The sequence below is a fragment of the Methylibium sp. genome (genome assembly GCF_013817345.1).
In the GTDB taxonomy this organism is placed as follows: domain Bacteria; phylum Pseudomonadota; class Gammaproteobacteria; order Burkholderiales; family Burkholderiaceae_C; genus Methylibium.
Genome location: NZ_JACDCW010000178.1, coordinates 1 through 4,184 on the forward strand (window position 1 = coordinate 1; position 4,184 = coordinate 4,184).

At 67.3% G+C, this 4,184-nt stretch carries 4 protein-coding genes and 1 pseudogene; 3 read left to right on the forward strand and 2 right to left on the reverse strand.

Annotated features, from left to right (window positions below; all coding sequences use genetic code 11):
• Together prfB and H0W40_RS19440 are read right to left on the reverse strand one after the other, a co-directional pair.
• Positions 1 to 218, reverse strand: a pseudogene (gene prfB, locus H0W40_RS19435) (peptide chain release factor 2); the annotation flags it as partial.
• A 177-nt stretch (positions 219 to 395) separates the two neighbouring features.
• Positions 396 to 1,244, reverse strand: coding sequence for an alpha/beta fold hydrolase (locus tag H0W40_RS19440; protein ID WP_292449513.1), 849 nt, complete (start codon positions 1,242 to 1,244; stop codon positions 396 to 398).
• Between the two features lie 202 nt (positions 1,245 to 1,446).
• On the opposite strand from H0W40_RS19440, the gene H0W40_RS19445 reads away from it, so the two are divergent.
• From H0W40_RS19445 to rffA, 3 genes are all read left to right on the forward strand, one after another.
• The gene (locus H0W40_RS19445) at positions 1,447 to 2,145 is read left to right on the forward strand and encodes a WbqC family protein (RefSeq protein WP_292449508.1); all 699 of its coding nucleotides are present in this window, start codon (positions 1,447 to 1,449) and stop codon (positions 2,143 to 2,145) included.
• Entirely contained in the window at positions 2,142 to 2,807 is a 666-nt protein-coding gene (locus tag H0W40_RS19450) for an acetyltransferase (RefSeq protein WP_292449510.1), read from the forward strand. Before H0W40_RS19445 ends, H0W40_RS19450 begins: the two co-directional genes overlap by 4 nt.
• A 75-nt stretch (positions 2,808 to 2,882) precedes the next feature.
• Positions 2,883 to 4,019 carry a dTDP-4-amino-4,6-dideoxygalactose transaminase gene (gene rffA / locus H0W40_RS19455; protein WP_292449512.1) on the forward strand — a complete coding sequence of 379 codons (1,137 nt, stop codon included), beginning with the start codon at positions 2,883 to 2,885 and terminating at the stop codon, positions 4,017 to 4,019.
• Positions 4,020 to 4,184 lie beyond the last annotated feature (165 nt).

Here is a 4,184-nt window from a genome sequence, read left to right on the forward strand (position 1 = left end):
CGATCGACTCGACCACCGCCTCCAGCGACTTCTTCTCGCGGCCCAGCGACTGGGCGTTCTTGGGATCGTTCCAGACCGTCGGGTCTTCGAGCGCGGCGTTGACCTCGCTCAGGCGGCGCGATTTTTCATCGTAGTCAAAGATACCCCCGGAGCGCTTGCGTGCGCTGGCGCAGATCGTCGAGCTGCGTGCCGAGGGCGTTGATGTGTTCGATGTCCATGGCCAATCCTTCGTGTTCGAGTGCCTGCGTCGGGGCGCGCCGGGCGAAGCGGCGATTTTCTCATGGGCCCTCGCGGACGAGGGCCGCGCGGCGCCTCAGAACGTCACACGGCAACGTTTCGGCTCGCGGGTGCCTTGCTTCGCAACGGCTGCCGCGTTCAGCCTCGCCGGCAAGGCATCAGCCCGCTTCGAGAAAACGCTCGATGTGAGCGGCGAGTTGCTCGGGTTGATCGTGGTGCAGCATGTGGCCGGCGTCTTCGAGGATCACGCGCTCGACTTTGGGCACGACCTTCAGCCGCGTCTCGAATTCGTTGCGCGGGTAGCGATCGCCCCAGTACTTCGCCACGTCGGTCTGCCGGCCCTCGACCCACAGCACCGGCGCCGTGATGCGCGCCCAGCAAGCCAGCGCCTCCTCGGCGCGGTAGAGCACCGGGTTGGCCCGCTTGTGCGCGGGGTCGCCCTGGATGACCCAACGGCCGGTCGCCTCGTCCCGGCGCGACCAGTGCGGCGCCAGCCAGGCGGCCCGCTCGGCCGTGAGGCGCGGGTTGTTGCGGCGCAGGCGCTCGGCCACCTCGTCCACGCCGGCGTAGTCGCGCAGGCGTTGCGGCTGCCTGAGTTCGTCGAGCCAGGCCGCATAGCGCTTCGGCGCCAGCGTGGCAGGGCCGTCCGGCAGGCCGAAGCCCTCAAGGTTGACCAGCCGGCGGATTCGCTCGGGCCGCACGCCGGCGTAGAGCATCGCGACGTTGGCGCCCATGCTGTGGCCGAGCAGATCGACGGGCTGGTCGGGCAGCACCGTATCCAGCAAGGCGTCGAGGTCGCCAAGGTAGTCGGGGAACCAGTAGGTGTCGGAGCCGGGCAGCGTGCCGCTCAGGCCGAAGCCGCGCCAATCGAGGGCGATGACGTGGCGCTCGTGCTGCAGGGCATCGACGAGAAAGTGGAACGACGCGGCCACGTCCATCCAGCCGTGCGCCAGGACGAGCGCGGGACGCTGGCGCGTCACAAGGCCTGGATCGCCCCACGTCAGCATGTGCTGGCGCAGGCCGCGTACCGTCTCGAAGCGGCTGGCCGACAGCCGTGCGGCGCGATGGGTTGAATCCGGGCGGAGGGAAGCAGAAGCGGTCACGGCGGAGTCACGAAATCGGCGGGTCCGCATCATCGCAGGCCGTTTCCTGAAATACTGACCTTCCCGGGTATCGGGATCTCAGCAGGAGCGTCGGCCGGCGAACACCATGACGAAGAAGCTCGCGATCCTGCAATCGAACTACGTGCCCTGGCGCGGCTACTTCGACCTGATCGCCGCCGTGGACGAGTTCATCGTCTATGACGAAGCGCAGTACACCAAGCACGACTGGCGCAACCGCAACCTGATCAAGACGCCGCAGGGCCCGCAGTGGTTGACGGTGCCGGTGAGGAACAAGGGGCTGCTGGGGCAGACGGTGCGGGCTGCCGAGATCGACGGCAGCGCCTGGGCACCCAGGCATTGGAAGAGCCTGGAGGCGAGCTACGGGCGGGCTCGCCATTTCGACGAGGTGGCCGAGCTGCTGCGCCCGGTGTACCTGGAGCAAGGGCACCGATTGCTGTCCTTGTTGAACCGCCGGCTCATCGATCTTGTCTGCGGCTATCTCGGCATCGCGACCCGCATCACAGATGCCCGCGACTACGTGCTCGAAGGCGACAAGACCGGGCGCCTCGTGGCGCTGTGCGAACAAGCGGACGCGACGCTCTATGTATCGGGGCCCACTGCCCGGACTTATCTCGATGAGCAACGCTTCGCCGAGCGAGGCATCGGCGTGCAGTGGTTCGACTACGAAGGCTACGCCGACTACCCGCAGCTCTGGGGGCCGTTCACTCCGCGGGTCTCGGTGCTCGACCTGATGTTTAACTGCGGCCCGCAGGCCGCGGACTATCTGAGGCATGCAAAGCCATGAAGAAACGCCTGGTCGTCTTCGGCCTCGGTTCTTATTCGGAACTGGCGCAGCACTACTTCGGCAGCGGCGGCGAGTACGAGGTGATGGCGTTCGCGGTCGATGCCGCCTTCGTCACCGGAGATGCGTTCTGCGGCCGGCCGGTGGTGGCGTGGGAGGAGGCGCTGCGGGCGTTTCCCTGCGCGACGCACGAGATGTTCATCGGCATCGGCTATTCGCGCGTGAACCGTCTGCGCCGGGAGAAGTACCTGCTTGCCAAGGAAGCGGGTTATCGGCTGGCGAGCTACGTGCATCCGACGGCCTCGATCGCAGACAACGCCCGGCTCGGCGACAACGGCCTCGTTCGCGAGAGCGCCGTGATCGGCCCCTTCGTCTCGATCGGCGACAACGTCTTCATCGGCCCGACCGCCTGCGTCTCGCACCACACGGTGATCGAAAGCCACTGCTACCTTGCGCCGGCGGCCGTCGTGTGCGGTTCCGTGCATGTCGGCCAGGCCTGCTTCATCGGCGCGAATGCGACGCTGAGGGACAAGCTGAAGATCGGCGCCGATTGCGTGATCGGCGCTGGAGCGGTCGTCCTGTCGGATTGCGAGGCGGGCGGCATCTACCGGGCCGAATCCGCTCGGCGCAGCGAAGGGCGCAGTTCGCAGTTCGCCCGGTTGTGAAGACGGGCGACGCAACGCGCACCTGACCAGCGGCCTGCGGAACCCGCCATCGTTCGCCCTCGAGGAGATCGGCCCGTGATCCCATTCAACCGCCCCCACCTGACCGGCCGCGAGTTCGCCTACATGGCCGAAGCGCATGCGCACGGCATGCTGGCCGGCGACGGGCCATTCACCCAGCGCTGCCATGAACGGCTCCAGGCGCTGCTCGCGGTGCCCAAGGCGCTGCTCACCCACTCCTGCACCGCAGCCCTGGAGCTCGCCGCGCTCCTGGCCGACCTGCAACCGGGCGATGAAGTGCTCATGCCCTCGTACACCTTCGCATCGACCGCCAACGCCTTCGTGCTGCGCGGCGCGGTGCCGGTGTTCATCGACATCCGGCCCGACACCCTCAATCTCGACGAGACGCTGATCGAAGGCGCGCTCACACGGCGCACCCGCGCCATCGTGCCGGTGCACTACGCCGGTGTCGCCTGCGAGATGGACACGATCATGTCCATCGCCCAAGAGAACCGGCTGATGGTGATCGAGGACGCCGCGCAGGGCATGATGGCCCGCTACAAGGGCCGCTGCCTGGGATCGATAGGCCACCTCGGCTGCCTCAGCTTCCACGAGACCAAGAACATCATCTGCGGCGAAGGCGGCGCCTTGTTGATCAACCAGCCGGGGCTCATCGAGCGGGCCGAGATCGTGCGTGAGAAGGGCACCAACCGCAGTCAGTTCTTCCGCGGCGAGGTCGACAAGTACACCTGGTGCGAGATGGGCTCTTCCTTCCTGCCTGGCGAGTTGAACGCGGCCTTCCTGTTGGCCCAATTGGAAGACGCCGAGAGCATCACGCAGCGGCGGCTGGACGTCTGGGATTTCTATCATCACGCCTTGGCGCCCGCAGAAGCGGCGGGCCTGCTGCGCCGCCCGGTCGTGCCCGAGCACTGCCGCCACAACGCGCACATGTACTACGTCCTCGCCCGGTCGCCGACGCACCGCACGGCGCTGATCGCTGCGATGCGCGAACGCGGCGTCGGGCCGGTCTTCCACTACGTGCCGCTGCACAGCTCGCCGGCGGGCCGGCGCTACGGCCGCTGCAGCGGGCCGATGACGCACACCGACGCACTTTCCGAGCGGCTGCTGCGGCTGCCGCTGTGGATCGGGGTGGACGAGCAGCGTGTGGTGGACAGCCTGCTGGCTTCGGTCGATGCCGTGGCGCAGGGCGCATGAAGATCGTTCACCTTGCTCCGGACGAGAAGTTCGTTCCTCTCGTGCAGGTGCTCTTCGAGGAAGCCTTCCCCGGCCGCAATACCTATCTCGTGCCGCGGCCGAGGAGTGGTTCGCTGAAGTACGTCGCCGACTTGACGAACGTGCGGCTGCGGCGGTCGATCTACT

What these genes read in the sequence shown, in the direction of transcription:
- H0W40_RS19440 (WP_292449513.1), bottom strand. Translation starts at nt 1,244, where the DNA reads ATGCTGACGTGGGGCGATCCAGGCCTTGTGACGCGCCAGCGTCCCGCG.
- H0W40_RS19445 (WP_292449508.1), top strand. Translation starts at nt 1,447, where the DNA reads ATGACGAAGAAGCTCGCGATCCTGCAATCGAACTACGTGCCCTGGCGC.
- H0W40_RS19450 (WP_292449510.1), top strand. Translation starts at nt 2,142, where the DNA reads ATGAAGAAACGCCTGGTCGTCTTCGGCCTCGGTTCTTATTCGGAACTG.